Origin of the sequence: Legionella erythra (assembly GCF_001467615.1) — a bacterium.
Taxonomy (GTDB): domain Bacteria; phylum Pseudomonadota; class Gammaproteobacteria; order Legionellales; family Legionellaceae; genus Legionella_C; species Legionella_C erythra.
Window position 1 is genome coordinate 35,495 of the sequence record NZ_LNYA01000018.1, and the last position, 18,022, is coordinate 53,516.

Sequence of the window (18,022 nt, forward strand, 5' to 3'; positions counted from 1 at the left end):
GAATGAAAATCAGGCATGAGAGGCTATGCAGTACATCACCGCATGGGGTTGTATCCTAACTACCCCAGCATTTGACGAATAACTGCCTGCAATTCATGGTCTGAATTGTAATGAATTACCAATGAGCCCTTACCGGTTTTACCTGGTTTAAGTTTTACTTTGGTTTGCAAGCGTTGTGAAAGGTGTTGCAACTGATTTTTAACGTCGGGATGCACGTCAACGGCCGTGGCTGAAGACTGCTCGGGTTTACCGTCCTTCATTCGTTTGACCAGTTGTTCTGTTTCACGTACTGATAAATTTTTAGCCACAATTAATTGCGCAGCCTGACGTTGTTGCTCCTCATTGAGGATCAGCAAGGCACGGGCATGCCCCATGTCCAAATCCCCATGTTCCAATAAGCGTTTGACCTCATCCGATAAGGTCAACAGGCGTAAGAAATTACTGACAGCGGTTCGTGATTTGGCGAGTAGATCGGCGACCTGTTGATGAGTCAAGGCAAATTCATGCGTTAAACGATGCATGGCCCTGGCTTGATCAAGCGCATTTAAATCTTCGCGCTGCAGGTTTTCGATAAGGGCAATGGCCATGGCTGTTTCATCATCAACCATGCGTATAATGACAGGCACCTCGGTTAATCCGGCCAACTGCGAGGCCCGCCAGCGACGTTCGCCGGCAATGATTTCATACTGGTGTTCATCAAGGGCCCTTACGATTAACGGTTGAAGCAAGCCTTGCTGGCGGATTGATTCGGCCAATTCCCTCAGTGTGTCTTCGGAAAAGTCAGTACGTGGCTGGTATTTACCCGGTTTAAGACAAGTCAGTGAAAGAGTCAGAGGGGAATCCGGGGTCTTATTCTCCGGTGCCGCTGATTGCCCGAGTAGAGCAGATAAATTTCGACCCAAACCACCACGTTTAACTGCCATAATGCACCTCTGATTTAACCCGTTACTGTCTGCTTGCTGATGACTTCTGAAGCTAGAACCATATAGGCTGCAGCACCCGGCGACGATTTGTCATATTGCAGGGCGGGCATACCATGGCTTGGGGCTTCAGCAAGACGCACATTGCGCGGCACAACTGTGCGGTAGACCTTGCTGCCAAAGTGCTCGAGTAATTGCTTGGATACTTCGGCGCACAGACGATTGCGCGCATCATACATAGTCCGTAACAGACCTTCAATGTGCAGACGCGGATTGACTGCCGATTTAATCTGCTCAATTGTTGACATGAGGGCGGCCAAACCCTCCAGGGCGTAATATTCACACTGCATGGGGATCAACACCGAATCGGCAGCCACCAGGGCATTGATGGTCAGCGTGTTTAAGGTCGGCGGGCAATCAATTAAAATAAAATCATAATTGCTTAAAATGGGTTGCAAGGCTTTAAAAAGAAACGTTTCACGGTGGTTTCTTTCCATGAGACTCACTTCCGCGACTGTTAAATCGCCGTTGGCCGGGATGAGATCGTAGCCGTAGACCGTCTTTAAACAGGCCTGCTCTGCCAGGCAATCACGCAGGATGACATCGTTGCTGCTATGCACCAGTTCATTTTTGTTAACGCCTGAGCCCATGGTGGCATTGCCCTGGGGGTCTAAGTCGATAAGCAGCACGTTCTGGCGATTCGCAGCGATAGAAGCAGACAGGTTAATGGCGGTCGTCGTTTTTCCTACGCCACCTTTCTGGTTAGCAATGGCAATGACTTTCGCCATGGTGTTATATCCTTGGTTATTGATTGTTGATAATGACAGCGCATCGCTCTCCATCAAGACCGGGAACGGTGTAGGGATGGACCTGGTATGGGAACTCAATCATGGCCAATTCAGTCTCAGGGTAACGGCCCTTCATTGCAAGCCAGAGACCGTCTTTTGCCACCAAATGCTTAGTCCAACCTACCATTTGCGCCAAATCGCTAAATGCTCGACTTATTACTGTATCAAAAGCAAGGGGCGGGTGGTAGTTTTCTGCCCGGGATTGTACGATTTCAATGTTATCCAGTTGCAATTGCCGTTTGACTTCCTCAAGAAAGCGGGTTTTCTTGCCGTTGCTGTCGAGCAAAACAAAAGTCACCTCAGGTCGGGCAATAGCCAGAGGAATCCCCGGTAAACCAGGCCCGGTACCGACATCAATGAGCGATTTGCCACTTAAAAAGGGTAAAATGGCTAAACTGTCAAGGGCATGGCGAGTGACCATGGCCGGTATATCGCGAATAGCGGTCAAATTGTAAACATGGTTCCATTTTTCCAGCAATAACAGGTAGGCTAGCAAGGGATCGCTGTAATCAGGCAAGCCCAGTTGTTCGAGTCCCTGGCGCAAAAGAGGAGCTGGAGGTCTTAGTGCTTTCATGCGGGTGTCCGTTGTTTTTTAAGATGAATGAGCAGCAGCGACAAAGCAGCCGGCGTGACGCCGGAAATACGCCCGGCCTGTGCCAGGGTGATAGGCTTAATGCGTATCAGTTTTTGCATGACTTCCGTCGATAATCCGGTCACCTGACTGTAATCGAAATCAGCCGGCAGCTGGGTATTTTCATGTTTACGCAGGCGCTCAATTTCCATTTGCTGCCGTTCAATGTAGCCTGCGTATTTACTCTGAATTTCAACCTGCTCGGATACATCTGCCGGCAGGGCAGGCAGATTAAAAGCAGAAATACCCTGCAATTGTTGATAGCTGATTTCCGGCCGTTTTAATAATTCAGCGGCGCGGCAATCCTGTTGCAGGGGTTTTTCGAGCAGCGGTTGCAGCAGGTCATTGTGGCTGACGCGAATGAGCGTGTCTTTCAACGTAGCCTGTGCCCGTTCAATGGCTTCCCGTTTTTCACAGAAGGCCTGCCAACGGTGCTGGGACACCATCCCCAATTGATAGGCTTTTTCAGTCAGACGTAAATCGGCATTGTCTTCGCGTAGCAGCAAACGGTATTCAGCACGGGAAGTAAACATCCGGTAGGGCTCCTGAGTGCCGCAGGTAATTAAATCATCAATCAGGACACCGATATAGGCTTCGTCACGGCGAGGGCACCACAAGGCCTTCTCCTGTACCTGCAATGCGGCATTCATCCCAGCAATAATACCCTGTGCGGCGGCTTCTTCGTAGCCAGTGGTGCCGTTAATCTGACCAGCGAAGAACAGGTTGTCTATGGGCTTGGTCTGCAAATAGGGCGTTAAACCGCGTGGGTCAAAATAATCATATTCGATGGCATAACCCGGGCGGGTGATGTGGGCATTTTCAAAGCCCTTAATGGTCCGCACAAAGGCGACTTGCACGTCAAACGGCAGGCTGGTTGAAATGCCGTTAGGATAAATTTCATCGCTGGTTAATCCTTCCGGTTCAACAAAAATCTGATGGGAGGATTTATCGGCAAAACGCACCACTTTATCTTCAATGGATGGGCAATACCGGGGACCTACCCCTTCAATAACGCCGGCATACATGGGTGATTGATGCAGGTTCGCCTGAATAATCTCATGCGTTTTTTCGGTCGTATGGGTAATGTAACAGGGCAATTGCTGCGGATGCATGCCGGCATGACCAAGAAATGAGAAAACAGGGACGGGCGTGTCGCCGGGTTGCTCTTCCATCTGCGAATAATCCAGCGAACGGCTGTCTATTCGCGGCGGTGTGCCGGTTTTTAGACGGCCGACGGGTAAATCCAGCTCGCGCAAGCGCTTGGCCAGCGCGATGGCCGGCGGATCACCGGCACGGCCGCCGGCGTAATTGTTCATGCCGATATGAATTTTACCGCCAAGGAAGGTACCGACGGTTAGCACCACCGCTTTGGCGCGCAGGGTCAACCCGATTTGTGTGACGACACCGGTGACGCGGCCCTGTTCAATGAGCAAATCATCAACCGCTTGTTGAAAAAGAGTTAAATTGGGCTGGCGTTGCAGGCGTTGCCGGATGGCCTGACGGTAAAGCACCCGATCGGCCTGGGCGCGAGTGGCCCGCACCGCAGGGCCTTTCGATGCATTTAAGGTACGGAATTGAATCCCCGCTTCATCGGCAGCCAGGGCCATGACGCCATCCAGTGCATCAATTTCCTTCACCAGATGGCCTTTGCCAATGCCGCCTATCGCCGGATTGCAGGACATCTGCCCCAGTAAATCCATGTTATGCGTTAACAGGAGGGTCTGGCACCCGAGGCGGGCAGCCGCCATAGCCGCTTCAGTGCCGGCGTGGCCGCCGCCGATAACAATCACATCATAGTGTTTATCAAGATTCATGGTCGCAAGGAAATTGAACAACAAATTGTGCAATTATACACTTTTTTGTCATCATACCCAACTTCCTTATTGGGTAAGATGTGGTAGAGAGCGCTTAAAAGGATATTAAATCAGGCGCTTCTCCGTCATTTGGGTTGACTTCCTGGTTTGAAGAAGGCTTGTCCTTATCAGAAGCTTGACCGAAAAAGCCTGTCGTAGCCGTTGGGCTTTTTTCCTTAAATCGATTAACCGGATTGTCCAGGAAATCTGCAAAGTCATCCTCTTTGCCATCCAATATTGCCTTTTCAGCCGGTTTAGGCTCAAACCGATTAATCAGCAGGTAAGACAAGCCTGCCAATAACAGACCGGCTGCCAAAACACCGATAGCAATGGGCAGTGGCATGAAGGTGAAGCTTGCAAAAATCAAAACCGGTATGCAGGCATCGATAAAAATGGATCGGACCAGTTTAACGCTCTGAAAGCGGGCCAGGCGATTTTGATAATCGACGTCTGCTTCGAGATCGTTCAGAATCAGGTAGTGAACACGTAGCTTATTCCCCAATTCATGAAGCTCGTTTAGTTCGTTTTCCTCCGCTTCGATTAACCTGCCGTGCAATTCTTTTTCTTTTTGGTCATAGAGCCCTTTCAAACGAGTGAATTCATTAAAGGCCTCATTGTATTCCTTTTTCATTTGTTCAGCCGTGGCTTTGGTTTTGGCAATGGCAATACCGCTGGTCACCGCGGAATAAGCCACGGTTAAAGCGAAACACAAGGCCGCGCCGACGGCGGAAACAATCAGCAGGGTCGATGCAGCCATGGCGCCCGGGAATGCAAAGCCGCAAAAAACCACGGTGAAAGCAAGCATCAAGCCGGCAGAATAGGCAATGTCGGTTAAGGTCCCGTATTTTTTATATTTCCAGTCAAACTCAGCCTTAACAATCGCTTTTTCCAGTTCAGCAATCCGTTCTTCATTGCCATGGGTCAATTTAAGCTGCTCAATTGTATTCTGAAGCATCATGATGTGTTTTTTATGATTGCCTTCTTCTTCAAAATAACGAATCACGGTGAGAACCAAATCCATCGCCAGCAAAGCGGCCGTCGCTACATTACCCCCCCACCCGATTAAGCCTGGGCCTTTGAGCCAGAAGAAGCACACCAGGTTGGCCGTTGCCCAAATGGAATCGTTAAGTAACGCATACTTTCGTGCCTTTAATTCACCGCTAAACCGCTGCCAGGGTGTGGATAGTTTCGCTGCTTCCCTCTCCTCTTTAGTCATCCAGGGGCCGACAAAGGTATGTTTCAATACCAGAATCATGTTAAGAGCAAACCGGGCATAATAGAGCAGCCAGCTCATGTAACCGGTAAAGGGCGAGGGCGCGGAGATCGCAGTCTGTGTTTGCTGCTTGTTAAAAAAATCATCCGACAGCAGATCGAGCACGCTGGCCAACATGCCGCCGCCCCAAACCCAATACAGTCGCCGCTCATTGATGGCCCCCATCCATTCCTTAATGAAAACTGTATTACCACGGGCAAATTCACCTTGTGACACTTTCTCTTTTTCGATGGCCTCAAGCTCGGCAAAATCAGAATTCACTTGGTATGGCTTAAGATCCTTAAGACCATAGAGTTCTTGAAGTCTCGCTGCCAGCCACTCACCCACAATCATGCCCGTGAATTTAAGGTATTTTTCAGTGGAAACCTGTTCGACTTGATGCACTTGCTCGGGCGAGTTGGGTGCCGTTTCGGTCATGACCTTTAATTGATCCATCAAGCGGGCGCACTGCTCCATGGAGTCTCGGTATTTATGCAGATTATATTGTCGGCCCTGCGTGGAATCGAGTTGATATTGGGCATACAGCAGGAAATAGATTAGCCTTAATTTCTTCTGCAATGCCTCTTTTTTTGCCTGGTCTAAAAAACGAAAGCTGGCGGCATTGATGGCATTTAATTCGTTCAGATAAAAAGGCAGCAGGCTAGGGGCATAATTTTGCAAAGCAGCCAGTTCTTCGCCTGTAAAAAGATTAACCAGGGTGCGTGCGCGATAAAATTGAGTGGCGGCATCAATCCCCGCAGGGCTTAACAGGGTTTCAGGCGTCAGTAACAATTTTTCGGTTTTCGCACTCATAAATCACCTCATAGAGCAGGAGTGGTGATGGTAATGCACAATTTATCGTGCAATCTGTATTATTTTATAACATAGCAGACGTTTGGTGCACAAGATGTGGGTGTGGAATTTACACTGTTGAAAAATTATTTACTGTAAAAAGTGAATAAATTACAAAGAATCAACCAATTTGCGCTGATAAATGTCATCGAATCGCTCGATATCATCTTCGCCCAGGTAATGGCCGCTTTGCACTTCAATGACAAACAGCGGTTCGTTGCCGGGGTTTGAGAGGCGATGGCGGGTTTTAGGCGGGATATAAGTGGATTGATTGGCTTTAAGGTGCATGATTTTATCGTCATTCACCACCTCGGCCTCGCCGCCGACGACGACCCAATGCTCGGCACGATGCTGATGCTTTTGCAGGGAAAGACGGGCGCCGGGTTTAACCATTAAGCGTTTGACTTTAAAGGCGGGACCCTCCGCTAAAATTTCATAATACCCCCAGGGCCGCATGACGCGCTGGTGGTCATCCACCAGTTGCTGATTTTCACCGGTGAGGGAATTCACTAGCTCTTTAACCTGTTGCGAGTAGCTCTTGTCAGCAACCAGCACAGCATCGGGCGTGGCCACAATAATCTGGTTTTTAATGCCTAAGGTGGTGATTAACGCATGGCTGCTGCTGATTAAGGAATTGTGGCTTTCTTTGGCAATGACATTGCCGTGAAGAGCATTGCCTTGTTCATCCAGGGTATTGGCTTCGGCGACCGAGGTCCAGCAGCCCAAATCGCTCCATTGGATATCCACCGGGATAACCACCGCTTTGCCGGTTTTTTCCATGACCGCATAATCGATGGAATCGCTGCGGCATTGGGAAAAGCTGTCGTCGTCCAAGCGTAGAAAATCCTGGTGATGATGGGCTTTATCCAGTGCCTCCTGGCTTTGGCGGGCAATATCCGGCGCGTGTCGTTCAATTTCGTCCAGATAAATGCCGGCACGGCAGATAAACATGCCGCTGTTCCAGAAATAATGACCTTGTTCAACAAAGGTCGCAGCCAGAGCGGCATCCGGCTTTTCCCGGAAGCCATGCAATTGAAAAATACCTGGCGCTAATTCGTCGCCGGCCTCAATGTAGCCATAACCGGTTTTGGGGCTGTCAGGCTTAATCCCAAAGGTAATGATCACGTCCTCTTTCGCGGCATATTGGCAGCCCAGGATCATGGCGTTCTGCCAGGCTGAAGGATTGGCTATCCAGTGGTCGGAAGGCAAAACCAGCATGATCGCCTCGCGGCCGGCCTGATTGACCAGATGGCGGGCTGCCACCGTAATGGCCGGCGCGGTATTGCGGGCACAGGGCTCGAGCAGGTATGTCAGTTGTGGTGCGTTAGCCAGTTGCAATTGGTCCAACTGTTCCTGACAAAGAAAGTAATGCGCGTCATTGCTGACCACCAGAACCTGTTCACAGGGCAGGGCTGCCACGCGTGCCATGGTTTCCTGTAACAAGGAATGCTTCCCCTGCAGGCATAAAAACTGTTTGGGAAAGTTTTTACGGGATAAGGGCCACAAGCGGGTACCTGACCCTCCGGCCAGAATAACAGGAAACAGTGCTGACATCTTCATCCAACGGACATGCAAATTGCGCGAATTTTAGCAGTATCTGGCTAAAATTGGCAATCATCGCAGGCCGTGCAATGAGGGCGTGTATACGATGGGTTATGTTATGATGGCCGCCCTTGTTGGTTTTATGGGTAAGTCATCATGAAAAAGGCCATTGTATTGTTATCAGGCGGATTGGATTCCACCACCTGCCTCGCCATCGCCAAATCGCAGGGTTACGCCTGTTATGCTTTAAGTTTCGATTATGGTCAACGTCATCAGGCTGAGCTTGAGGCGGCCAAGCGCGTGGCAGACCAGTTAGGGGCTATCGAGCATCGTATTTTTACGCTGGATATCGGTCAGTTTAAAGGGTCTGCTCTGACAGACGCATCAGTTGCGGTGCCTGATTACCGCGGTGACGGCAAAATCCCGGTCACTTACGTGCCGGCGCGCAATACTATTTTTCTCGCGGTGGCCTTAGGCTTTGCTGAAACGCTCGAGGCATTTGATCTGTTCATCGGTGTCAGTCAGATTGATTATTCGGGTTATCCCGATTGCCGCCCCGACTACATTGCCGCCTTTGAAGCCATGGCCAATCTGGCGACCAAGGCGGGGGTAGAGGGTAGAAAGACGGTCATTCATACGCCCTTGATTGCGTTGAGCAAGGCAGAAACAATTCGTCAGGGGCTAGCTTCTGGCGCGGATTACAGCCTAACTGTTTCTTGCTACCAGGCAACGCCTGAAGGACTTGCCTGCGGTCGTTGCGATAGTTGCACATATCGCAAAAAGGGGTTTAAGGAAGCGGGAATAGCCGATCCAACGCGTTACGTCAGGGACTAATAAAGTAAAAAAATTAATCCTTTACAGAAACGTTACAACATACTGGACATTTTTGTTTCATGCTGGGGTGAATGCTGCTATGATGCTGCCGTTTTGAGCCAATAAATAATAAGGAGTATGTGATGTTAGAATGGTTAAAAAAGCACTGGAAATTAGTTGCTGCGATTGGACTGGCCTTGCTCATTGGTGCTGGTTTGACTGCACTCTATTTTTTTGCTCCGCCTGTAGCGGCTGTGATAACCGGTTTCCTTGTGGCTAACGCGCCTGCGATTGCTACAGCGATTGCGGCCATGTCGCCTGTAGCCGGTGCCTTTGTTGTCGGTGCCCTGGGGGCCGCTGCCACTCTGGCATTTGCCGCGATATGGAACCTGGGTGTGAAAATTACCAATGCTCTGGACGGTTGGATTAATTCCAAAGGCAAAGAGAAAAAAGAGGCCTTCAGCCCCTTGGTTAATGATGAAGAAACAGACAGTAATTTGTCCTCTACGCCAACCCAGCCAGAAAGAAACCCTTTGTCAAGCTTGGGTGGACCAAAAACGGACAACCCATTGCTCATTAACCTTGATGCAGTTCCAGGGAAGAAAGAAGACAAGAAAGAAGAGGTAGAGCCTAAAAAAGAAGTTAAGCTAATGACGGGCCAGCCTCCTGTCTCTGAAGATGATGGACATAATCCAACGGGCCTAAGTTTCACTTCGTCTTAATTGTTCAATCAGTCCTGACAACGCGGCGCATGCCGCGTTTTTTTATTTCTTCATCATGCATTCTTGACAATCATGGGTTATAATTCGCCATTTTGACTGCAACAGGCAAACGTATGAGCGATTCTCGAAAAATGCTGGTCACCAGCGCGCTGCCCTATGCCAATGGCCATTTACACTTAGGCCACCTGGTTGAACACATTCAAACGGATATCTGGGTTCGCACCCATAAAATGTTGGGGCACCAGTGCATCAGTATTTGCGGCGATGACGCGCACGGTACACCGATTATGCTCAAAGCCGAACAGATGGGTGTGACGCCTGAGGCATTGACTGCGGAAATGAAGGCCAGCCATGAGCAGGATTTTAAAGCCTTTGCCATTGCCTACGATTGCTACCACACCACCCATTCGCCTGAAAATCAAGCCTTGGCGGGTTTGATTTATGAGCGGCTGAAAGCCAATGGCGATATCGTGACCAAAACCATTCGTCAGGCTTATGATCCGGTCAAGTCCATGTTTCTGCCTGATCGCTATGTCAAAGGCACATGTCCCAAGTGTGGTGCAAACGATCAATACGGCGATAATTGCGAAGCCTGCGGTGCGACCTATGCACCAACGGAATTGGTCAATCCCGTTTCCGCCATTTCCGGGGCTACCCCCGTCGAAAAAGAATCGGAACACTATTTTTTTGATTTGCCGCGCTATGAGCAGCTGCTAAAAGACTGGACCCGTAAAGGCCACCTGCAGCCAGAAGTCGCCAATAAACTGGACGAATGGTTTGAAGCCGGCTTAAAGCAGTGGGATATCTCACGTGACGCGCCTTATTTTGGCTTCCCAATCCCAGGCCTTAACGACAAATATTTCTATGTCTGGCTGGATGCCCCCATCGGCTACATGGCCAGCTTTAAAAAATATTGCGATGAACAGGGGCTGTCATTTGCAGAGTTCTGGGATAAACAGTCAGAAACGGAACTGTATCATTTCGTCGGCAAAGACATCGTGTATTTCCATGCCCTGTTCTGGCCGGCCATGCTGGCCGGCAGTAACCACCGATTGCCCACCGCGGTCTACACGCATGGGTTCTTAACCGTGGAAGGGCAAAAAATGTCAAAATCGCGTGGGACCTTTATTGAAGCCCGAACGTACCTTAAGCATTTACACCCCGAATACCTGCGGTACTACTATGCCGCCAAATTAAATGGGCGTGTGGATGATCTCGATTTGAATTTTGATGATTTTACTAATCGGGTCAATGCCGATTTAGTCGGCAAGGTTGTCAACATTGCCAGCCGCTGCGCGGGTTTTATTAACAAACGGTTTGATAACCGTTTAGCTGCGGAGTTAGCGGAGCCGGACCTTTACCAGGCCTTATTGTCGGTCAAGCCCGCGGTTATCGATGCCTTTGTGCAACGTGATTATGCGCGTGCTATCCGCCTGATTATGGAATGCGCTGATCGGGTGAATCAATACATCGATACCCACAAACCCTGGACGCTGGCCAAAGACAATGAACGTCTTCCCGACGTGCAACGCATTTGCACCATGGGCATTAATTTATTCCGCGTGTTGATGACTTACTTAAAACCGGTTCTGCCGAACATGGCCAGAGAAGCCGAAGCCTTTTTGAATTGCCCGCCGCTGGACTGGTTTAATGTCGATACCCCACTGCTTAATCAGCCCATTCATGCCTTTACGCCGTTGATAACCCGCATTGAGCGCGAAAAAATAGATGCCATGCTGAATGATGGCAAGTCAACGAACGCGAAACCGAAGGAGGAAAAGAGCGTGCAAAACCCTGAGAGTGACACCGTCTCCATAGATGATTTCAGCAAGATTGATTTACGTATAGCCCGCATCATTGCCGCCGAACCGGTTGAGGGGGCGGACAAACTGCTGCGCCTACAGCTTGATGTGGGTGAGCAGCAAAAACAGGTGTTTGCCGGCATCAAAAGTGCCTATCAGCCGGAACAATTGATTGGTCGATTAACGGTGATGGTGGCTAATCTGGCCCCTCGCACCATGCGCTTTGGCGTATCAGAGGGGATGGTTCTGGCGGCCGGTGATGGTAAAGGAATATTCCTGCTTAATCCCGATGAAGGCGCTCAACCCGGGATGAAAGTCAAATAATGGCCACTGTTGAGGACATTGACGCGCTTTTGCCTCAGACGCAATGCGGTGAATGCGGTTACGCCGGTTGCCTGCCTTATGCCGAGGCCCTGGCACACGGCACGGCCACGATTGATCGTTGCCCGCCCGGCGGGATTCATACGGTTGAGGCCTTAGGCCGCTTGCTGGGTGTGGATGTCGAGCCTTTTCGTTCGTCAGCCGCAATGAATACCCGTGCTCCGGCACTTGCCCGTATCCGCGAGCCGGAGTGCATTGGCTGTACCAAATGCATCCAGGCCTGCCCTGTGGATGCCATTATGGGCAGTGCCAAACGCATGCATGCCATCATAACCCACGAATGCACCGGATGCGGATTGTGTGTTGAACCCTGTCCGGTGGATTGCATTGAGTTGCACCCGCTTGAGGAGGCGCAGTACGATCGTCAACTGGCACGTCAGCGCCATCGCGCCCGTCAAACTCGCCTTTTGCGTGAAGAGCATGAAAAGCAACAGCAGTACCGCCAAAAAAGCAGATTAGCTCTTTTAGAGAGCAATCAAGAGAATTTAAAAGCAAAGCAAGATTATATTCTTCAAGCGCTGGCACGGGTGGAAGCAAAAAAGAAAACCAATGGATAAAGATAAACGACGGCTTATTTTTGAGCGCTTTCGTGCACAAAACCCGCACCCCACCACAGAGCTTCATTACCGTTCGCCTTTCGAATTGTTAATTGCGGTGATCTTATCGGCGCAAGCGACCGACATCAGCGTCAACAAGGCAACGGCCCGCCTGTTTCCCGTGGCCAATACTCCAGAGACATTGCTTGCTCTGGGCGAGGATGGATTAAAAGACTACATTAAAACCATCGGACTGTATAACAGCAAGGCCGCCAACATCATCAAAACCTGCCGGATACTGCTGATACGCTACAACGGTCAGGTGCCGGATAACCGCGAAGCCCTGGAATCGCTGCCCGGTGTCGGTCGCAAAACCGCCAATGTCGTGCTCAATACTGCCTTTGGCCAGGCCACCATGGCAGTGGATACACACATATTCCGGGTTGCCAATCGCACCGGCATTGCTCCGGGTAAAACGCCACTGGCTGTGGAAATGAATTTACTGGCCACTATCGATAAGGAATTTTTGCATGATGCCCACCACTGGCTAATTCTTCACGGACGTTATGTCTGTATCGCCCGCAAGCCGCGTTGCCCGCAGTGTCTTATCCGTGACTTATGCGAATACCCGGATAAAACAAAATAAATTTCCTTCGTAAAAAAAACCGACGGATCTGGTAATTAGTAAGCATTCCCCCTAGAATGAAATTCCCACGGTATGCAGGAGAGCTAAATGGGATGGAATGATGTTTGGAAGACAGCCAGTGATTGGGGACAGTCAGCCTGGACGCAGGCGGTCAAGTTTAAATACACCTTGAATTCGATTTCTATACCTGAGGTTGTCGTTGGGACAGCGCAGTTCACGTACAATACCCTGATTGGGCTCACAGAAGAGGTGGCCGCCTTACCTCATGTGTTGAAGGCTGCGGCTCTGCATCCCAAAACCCGGCGTACGTTTGGGCATCTTGCCCGCATTGGCGTTGAGGATGGTGGTGCTCTGATCCTCGCTTACCAAATCGAAAAAAACCTTGAGTCCATCCTGCTGCCTGCACTTGAAGGCAGTGAAGGGCAGCCCTGGCTAAGCACCAGTACGGCCTTATACCTGGCACTGATGCTCTTGAGGGCGACTCACGAGGCCTATGCCTTCCGTAAACGTATCCAGATTGGTATCCGCCTGGCTACCGTTTCCATTGAGGCGAGCGGTACCATTACTTCGGCCAACCCGCAATTGGACAAGATGGGGGAGGTCAGCAAGAACGAATCAAAATTAAGTAGCATCATTGGCTCACTAAGTGACCTGTTTAAATACACCTTGACCGATTTCACAATCAACCAGGGCGTCAAACGAATTCCCGTAGTAGGGCCTGTCGTCGGTCACGGCCTGGCCACCAAGCACACCGGCGATTACATTCTGACCTCGGTTTTAAAAGGCATGGCCCCAAAGCATGTGCAAGCCTATTTGCAGGAATACCCGGAATATGCCTGGGTATTGGGCATGACTCATACGGTTTTGTCCTATTATGTGAATGGTTTCATTGAAAACACGACAGGTGTTCCTAAGGCCCTATATGAAACCATCATCAATCAGACAGCAGTCGTCGCACTCATCGCCGTGGCTGCGCACATGCGTCTTCCACCGCCCGTTGCCGAATCAAAACGGCAAGTGCCTGATCCTATCCGACTTTATAAGGCCGGCTTACAGGTAGGACTGGATATCATCGGCTATGGGCTGAAGGCTAAAATCCCGGAAATGCTTAAAAACAAATCTGTCATTCCCTGGCCAAGGGTTTTCGCGGTGATGACAACGCTTTGGTATCATCCCTCCACGCAGACAGCAAAAATCATTATTTTTCCGCGTATGCTGCATGGGAAAAAAGCGTTTTACCGCGATCCAGTGGTCGAACCCAATTGGGAAAGTCTGCGCACGAGGATAATTGCAGCGATTCAGTTTATTGAAAAATACAGAGAAAAGCTGCTGGTTGCCACCGCCTCAAAAATACCCAAAATATCGGCCAAGATTGCCGGGTTTTTAGGTGCCCCGCCTGGTGTGGTTGCCTTTGTCTTAAAACTGATGGCCAATGACCCCTTCATGAAAAATTTGTCCGCTTTTCGCCGGCGTCTGGAGGCCATGCATATCGTCGATATGCCGGAAGGGGATAATTTAAGACAGGTTGAGTATTTGAACGTGCCTCAAAGCCAAAAGAGAGAAGAAACGAAAGAATCCCCCCAAGTTAGCGACGACATGGAGGTATCGCCCTACGACCTGCTTCGAAACGACTCGACACCCGCACCGCTGTTACTAACCGATAGCCGTGTGTCCGGAGAAGATAATTCGGCGAGCGCTCTTATAACCGGAGGGTTCTTTGCAGTCAAATCCACCAAAAAGAACGATGAAGACCTGGATCCCTATAGCCTGTTGGGTATAAGTGCCAAGACCAGTACTCAAGGCCCTGGTATTGATCCGCTTGGGTAATGCTGTAACCTAATGTTAAGGGATTACAGCAGTTTTTTGCGCTTGAAAAAATAAAACATCAGCATGGCGAGCAGGATCATAATCGTTAGAATGGCGGGGTAACCGTACCGCCATTTCAATTCGGGCATGAATTCAAAGTTCATTCCGTAAACGCCGGCGATAAACGACAAAGGTATGAAGAGACTGGCAAACAAGGTCAGGATTTTCATGGTTTCATTCATGTGGTTATTGACGGCGGATAAATAAATTTCCAACATGCCGGTGGACATTTCACGGTGCAAATCAATCAGTTCCACCAGGCGGATGCTGTGATCATGCAAGTCGCGGTAATAGAGGTAATAGTTGGAATTAATCAGACGGCCATGCTCGGTTATGAGCAGATGGACAATATCCCGCATGGGGGCAATAATTTTGCGAAGCGTCATGGTGCGGCGTTTTATGGTATACAGTTCGCGTAGGGAAATGGCGGATGGGTTAATGATAATAATGTCTTCAATCTCGCCTAATTTTTTCTCGGTTTCTTCCACAAAATTAAAGTAGTCATCAACAATATTATCCATGATCAGGTAGGCTAAATACTCCATGCTGTGTTGACAGACGAGAGAATGGGCATTTTTGAGGCGCTCATACAGGGGGGTTAAGTTAAAGCGTGACGATTCGCGGAAAGTGAGCAGCAAATTTTGGCGAAGCAGCATACTGAATTGCTCTCGCTGGTACGTTACTTCGTCGCCGGATGTGTCCAATAATTGCAGAACAATAAAGAGGCTGTCATCGAGGATGTCGAGCTTGGGACGCTGATGAGTATTTAAAATATCTTCGACAATGAGCGGGTGAATATGGAATTCATTACACCAGTCTGAAATCGTGCTGCTGTCTGACAGGCCATGCACATCCACCCACACATTCTGATGGGCGGCAAGTGCTGCACGAATGTGTGAGGCATTCCATTGGTCGTGGCGAGTATAGGAATGGGCATCAAAAACGTGAACGGAAACCTGCGTTGCCTGGGGTTCCTTGTCGCCGACATACACGGCTGACCCGGGCAACATGCCGATTTTGGCCGACGCTTTTCGTCGAAATTTCGCCATGAATTATCCCTTTCGATAGACATTTTATTGTGACATGATAGGGTATCACTCCTTCAGTTTCCAGCACCATGGAATGGTTTTATAAACTGTTGTATAGCCTGGTTGATCATTACGTCCAGGAAAAGGACCGCGAAGCGGCTAAATCCTTTGTGGATACCATTCTTGAACATTCGCTGGAGGTGTGTGCCAGTAATATACCGGTTGAAACCCGCGGCGTATGTGCGCTTTATGGGGTTGATTTGGGTGTTGCTAATCGCCGGGGCAATAAAGAGTACCTGTCGCGGATGAAGCTTGAGTTGAGTGAACTGGCTTATGATTATTTTCTAGCCCTAATGAATCCCAAGAGCACACGGCTGCACGATATTATCCTGGAAGCCGAAACATGCATCAGCGATACGATGCGGCAATTGAAAGGCCCGGAAAAAAGGTCCGCTAAAGAGGAAGACGATTCAGACACTGAAAAGCTCCCGCCGTCTGTCTGCGAGGACATTTTCATTTATGAGGGAAGTCCCATTCAGGAAGTGGGCTCCACTCAGGAAGAAAGTGCTGTTCAGGAAGACAGCTCCGCCAGCAATGAAAGCCTCAGCCAAGATAATCCGCTTCAGCTTGAAACACCGTCCAGGGAGGCGTTGCGTCAAGAAGTAAGCCGGATGTTCAGCCAGATTGTCCGGCATATTGATGAAGGCAAGGGGCTCCTGTCGCTGGAGACCTGCTTTGGTGTATTAGGTAAATTGCTGGATATTCTTGAGGGACCTTATGCACTGCCTAACAATGACCATGCCTTTGTGCTGCAGGCCGTCATGCAAATGGCTGAAATACCGGATAAAAACACCAGCTCGTTTTTTCAAAAAATTGGCAGCGTCAATACCGAGTGGACTACGGAGATTTGCCAGAAATTCGCTCTTCATTTAGACAGGGTATTGTATCAGCTGGTGATAAAGGATAAAGATAACCCCAGGGATCTGGCGGCGGCAGCGGATAAACTGTATCTGGTTTTATGGGAATTGCTGGGTAGTAAGATAACACAGGAGGCCATCGGAAATTTAATTACCCGCACAAGGAATACGTTAATCCAATACCTCAACGAGGAGGTGCCGCCTCTTTTTGAAATGAACGATTTGACTTCCTTTCCGACCGGTTTTTTCAAGACGCCTTCCGGTCAGGCTTTTTATGTTAATCTTCATAAAGAAGTGTATGATTTGTTTAGCAATGAAGCGGCGGAAGAAGATCTCATTGCCGCGTCGGACAGGCTTTATCTGCTCTTATGGGAAATCAATACCCCGTTAACGCCGCAAAAGGTCGTCAGTCTGGTCCGGGACTCGTTAGAAAAGCAGCATAAAAACCCGTCCTTATCCCTGTTTGATGCGGTTCGTTCAGTTCCTTTTCCCGATCATTTTTTTAAGACCCAGATGGGTTATCTTTTTCTTGAACGATTACAGAACGCGCTTCTTCAACAGCTTGAACAAGGCAAGTACGAAGCCAGGATGCGGACGGCAACTGCTAATCTTTATTCGTCCTTACCTTCTCTGTTAACCGGCGTAACCCCTGCTACCGTCATTCAACTCCTCAAGAACCGGCTTAGCCAATTAAAACTTAAACTGGCGATTGAGAAGGATGTGCCGCTTTATACACTGGATTTACTGAAATATGTTGCGCGGGCTAACCGTCTGTTAGGTGGTTCGCTTCATGATCAAGCGCTGCATCAAGCCTTCATTGCCCATTTTAAATCCGATAACAGGTACAATAGGCGGCAATGGGATGCGGATGCGTTTGCGCAATTGTTTTTGGGGCTGATGGTTCTTTATATTAAACAGGATGAAAGCTATTTTGTTTTATCTACTGGTGATTTTTGGAAAGACAGTTTTATTTTTTTAAAAAATTCCACGCAAAAAGCCATGGCGGTGAAGGAAATGCTGATGATTGAACGGGAAGTGTTTGCCTTAATTGATCACAATGCCACGATTAGTCATGAACGCCTGCGAAAGTTTGTAAGCGAGGAGCCGGCCGAAACAATCGACAGGCTGCTTGAAGATTGCCGAAAACAGGGCGGCGACGATTTTTATACGGCCATGAGAATGTATTACCAGCCGTCTAAAAGCCCCTGTCCTCATCCAACCTATTCCTGCCTGTTTTTCCCATCGTTTAAGTGGGCTCAGAGCAGCAACCATGACGAGTCAAATGAGATTGAGGAATCCGAAGCGTCTGGGTGCTGGATGCAATAAATTTGCCAAATTAATGAAAATAATGCTATATTCGTGCACAATTTGTAAGCAGCCACGGTAAAGGCTTTATTTTGCCCCTCGGAATTT

Annotated in this window: 14 protein-coding genes; 7 read left to right on the forward strand and 7 right to left on the reverse strand. The window is 49.3% G+C overall.

Annotation, left to right across the window (positions count from 1 at the left end; genetic code table 11):
* Window positions 1-59 precede the first annotated feature (59 nt).
* The 6 genes from Lery_RS03835 to Lery_RS03860 all read right to left on the reverse strand — a co-directional run bounded on the left by Lery_RS03835 (window position 60) and on the right by Lery_RS03860 (window position 7,910).
* Window positions 60-923 carry a ParB/RepB/Spo0J family partition protein gene (locus Lery_RS03835; protein WP_058525935.1) on the reverse strand — a complete coding sequence of 288 codons (864 nt, stop codon included), beginning with the start codon at window positions 921-923 and terminating at the stop codon, window positions 60-62.
* A 14-nt stretch (window positions 924-937) separates the two neighbouring features.
* Window positions 938-1,708, reverse strand: a complete 771-nt coding sequence (locus Lery_RS03840) for a ParA family protein (RefSeq protein ID WP_058525936.1) — start codon at window positions 1,706-1,708, stop codon at window positions 938-940.
* 16 nt (window positions 1,709-1,724) lie between these two features.
* On the reverse strand, window positions 1,725-2,342 hold the full coding sequence (rsmG, locus tag Lery_RS03845) for a 16S rRNA (guanine(527)-N(7))-methyltransferase RsmG (protein WP_058525937.1): 618 nt from the start codon (window positions 2,340-2,342) through the stop codon (window positions 1,725-1,727).
* The gene (gene mnmG / locus Lery_RS03850) at window positions 2,339-4,213 is read right to left on the reverse strand and encodes a tRNA uridine-5-carboxymethylaminomethyl(34) synthesis enzyme MnmG (RefSeq protein WP_058526050.1); all 1,875 of its coding nucleotides are present in this window, start codon (window positions 4,211-4,213) and stop codon (window positions 2,339-2,341) included. Before mnmG ends, rsmG begins: the two co-directional genes overlap by 4 nt.
* Window positions 4,214-4,307: 94 nt before the next feature.
* Window positions 4,308-6,317, reverse strand: a complete 2,010-nt coding sequence (locus Lery_RS03855) for a hypothetical protein (protein WP_058525938.1) — start codon at window positions 6,315-6,317, stop codon at window positions 4,308-4,310.
* A 150-nt stretch (window positions 6,318-6,467) separates the two neighbouring features.
* Window positions 6,468-7,910: a mannose-1-phosphate guanylyltransferase/mannose-6-phosphate isomerase gene (locus Lery_RS03860; protein WP_058525939.1), complete on the reverse strand. Its 1,443-nt coding sequence runs from the start codon at window positions 7,908-7,910 to the stop codon at window positions 6,468-6,470.
* Window positions 7,911-8,054: 144 nt separating this feature from the next.
* Between Lery_RS03860 and queC the strand changes: the two genes are divergently transcribed.
* The 6 genes from queC to Lery_RS03890 all read left to right on the forward strand — a co-directional run bounded on the left by queC (window position 8,055) and on the right by Lery_RS03890 (window position 14,625).
* Window positions 8,055-8,732, forward strand: coding sequence for a 7-cyano-7-deazaguanine synthase QueC (gene queC, locus Lery_RS03865; protein WP_058525940.1), 678 nt, complete (start codon window positions 8,055-8,057; stop codon window positions 8,730-8,732).
* Between the two features lie 122 nt (window positions 8,733-8,854).
* Window positions 8,855-9,433, forward strand: a complete 579-nt coding sequence (locus Lery_RS03870) for a hypothetical protein (protein ID WP_058525941.1) — start codon at window positions 8,855-8,857, stop codon at window positions 9,431-9,433.
* Between the two features lie 113 nt (window positions 9,434-9,546).
* The gene (gene metG / locus Lery_RS03875) at window positions 9,547-11,559 is read left to right on the forward strand and encodes a methionine--tRNA ligase (RefSeq protein WP_058525942.1); all 2,013 of its coding nucleotides are present in this window, start codon (window positions 9,547-9,549) and stop codon (window positions 11,557-11,559) included.
* Window positions 11,559-12,173, forward strand: coding sequence for an RnfABCDGE type electron transport complex subunit B (locus tag Lery_RS03880; RefSeq protein WP_058525943.1), 615 nt, complete (start codon window positions 11,559-11,561; stop codon window positions 12,171-12,173). The genes metG and Lery_RS03880 overlap by 1 nt, the downstream gene beginning before the upstream one ends.
* Window positions 12,166-12,798: an endonuclease III gene (gene nth, locus Lery_RS03885; RefSeq protein WP_058525944.1), complete on the forward strand. Its 633-nt coding sequence runs from the start codon at window positions 12,166-12,168 to the stop codon at window positions 12,796-12,798. Before Lery_RS03880 ends, nth begins: the two co-directional genes overlap by 8 nt.
* Before the next feature lie 87 nt (window positions 12,799-12,885).
* Window positions 12,886-14,625: a hypothetical protein gene (locus Lery_RS03890; RefSeq protein ID WP_058525945.1), complete on the forward strand. Its 1,740-nt coding sequence runs from the start codon at window positions 12,886-12,888 to the stop codon at window positions 14,623-14,625.
* A gap of 23 nt (window positions 14,626-14,648) precedes the next feature.
* Here the strand turns inward: Lery_RS03890 and corA are convergent, their stop codons facing one another.
* Complete coding sequence (corA, locus tag Lery_RS03895) at window positions 14,649-15,713, reverse strand: magnesium/cobalt transporter CorA (protein WP_058525946.1); 1,065 nt, start codon at window positions 15,711-15,713, stop codon at window positions 14,649-14,651.
* 68 nt (window positions 15,714-15,781) lie between these two features.
* On the opposite strand from corA, the gene Lery_RS03900 reads away from it, so the two are divergent.
* Complete coding sequence (locus tag Lery_RS03900; RefSeq protein WP_058525947.1) at window positions 15,782-17,935, forward strand: hypothetical protein; 2,154 nt, start codon at window positions 15,782-15,784, stop codon at window positions 17,933-17,935.
* Window positions 17,936-18,022 lie beyond the last annotated feature (87 nt).